Consider the following 1,525-nt stretch of genomic DNA (forward strand, 5'->3'; position numbering starts at 1 on the left):
CGTGGCCAACGGCCAGGCGCCGGCCAGCATCGACGAAGACCCGGGCGTGCAGTTCGTGCGCGGCGTGTACGCCGAGTTCAAGCGCCGTGGCTCGCCGACGGTGGTGATGGGTGCCTCGTTCCGCTCGACCGCGCAGATCGAAGCGCTGGCCGGCTGCGACCGCCTGACCATCTCGCCGGACCTGCTGGAGAAGCTGGACGCCGACTTCGGCGAGCTGCCGCGCAAGCTGGTGGCCGGTGCGGCCGAAGCCGTCAACGTGGCCGCCATCGATGAAGCCAGGTTCGACGCCGACCTGGCCGCCGACCCGATGGCCACCGAGAAGCTGGCCACCGGCATCGACGCGTTCGCCCAGGACCTGCAGACGCTGCGCCAACGCATTGCCGACGAACTGGCGAAGTAAGCAGACCCACACGCAGCGCCAGCGAACCTCCCTTCTCCCCTGCAGGGGAGAAGGTGCCCCGAAGGGGCGGATGAGGGCGTTCTTGCGTTGCCGTAGCGTTTACGTGCTTCCACAGCGCCCTCACCCCAACCCCTCTCCCGTTCACGGGAGAGGGGCTTGAGCAGAAAGCCAGGGCACGCAATGCCCGAGAGCCTCCTTCCCCCGCCTTGCGGGACAGGGGCTTTGGACACCACTTTTCGACATCGGCTCCCTCTCCCTTTGTGCCGGGTCATCCGTAACCGGCCGGTCCCCGGTCCGGTTACGGCTTTTCCTTTTCAGCAGCAGCGGCGGGAATGCAGCCAAACCCCGCCCGGGCACGCAATGCCGCAGGCCCTCCCTTCTCCCATGCAATGGGAGAAGGTGCCCCGAAGGGGCGGATGAGGGCGCTCGGACAGCGTCAGCGCGAAATGAAGTCGATGAACTTCGCGACCTTGCTGTAGGGCGGCCGCAGCAGGTCACTGCCCGCACGCTTGGTCTGCCACAGCACCGGCAAACGCTTGCTCATCGCATCGAACCCGGCGCGGCCGTGATACGCACCCATGCCACTGGCACCGATGCCGCCGAATGGCAGGCCGTTGATCGCGAAGTGCAGCAGCGTGTCGTTGACGGTGACGCCGCCGGACACGGTACGGCCCAGGATCTTCTCCACCGTCGCCGCATCGTGGCTGAAGGGGTACAGCGCCAACGGCCGGTCGCGCCCGTTGATGGTGGCGATGGCGTCGTCCAGCGTGCGGTAGCCGCGAACCGGCAGGATCGGGCCGAAGATCTCCTCCTGCATCACCGTGGCGTCGTCGCCGGGCTGCAGGATCACCGTCGGCGGGAACAGGCGCTCGCGGCGCTGGCGCTCGGCATCGATCTGCGCCAGCTCGACCACCTGCAGGCCGCGCGCGCGCGCATCGCTCACGTAGCCCTTCAGGCGCGCGAACTGTGCGTCGTTGATGATGCGGCTGTAGTCGCTGGCATCGTCGAAGTTGCCATAGCGCGCGCCCACCTGTTCGCGCAGGGCCTGCACCAGGGCATCCACGCGGCCGGCGTCGACCAGCACGTAGTCCGGGGCGATGCAGGTCTGCCCGGCGTTGAACCACT

The 1,525-nt window shown here is 68.1% G+C and carries 2 protein-coding genes; one reads left to right on the forward strand and one right to left on the reverse strand.

All coding sequences use genetic code 11. The features are described 5' to 3' along the window. The coding region (locus tag VA603_RS10800) for a transaldolase family protein (RefSeq protein WP_323438821.1) at positions 1-400 on the forward strand (400 nt) is incomplete at its 5' end. Between the two features lie 436 nt (positions 401-836). Here VA603_RS10800 and VA603_RS10805 read toward each other — a convergent pair. Further along, a partial coding sequence (locus VA603_RS10805; protein WP_323438822.1) for an aldehyde dehydrogenase family protein occupies positions 837-1,525 on the reverse strand: 689 nt, incomplete at its 5' end.

The sequence above is a fragment of the Stenotrophomonas capsici genome, assembly GCF_034961085.1.
Classification (GTDB): Bacteria; Pseudomonadota; Gammaproteobacteria; order Xanthomonadales; family Xanthomonadaceae; genus Stenotrophomonas; species Stenotrophomonas capsici.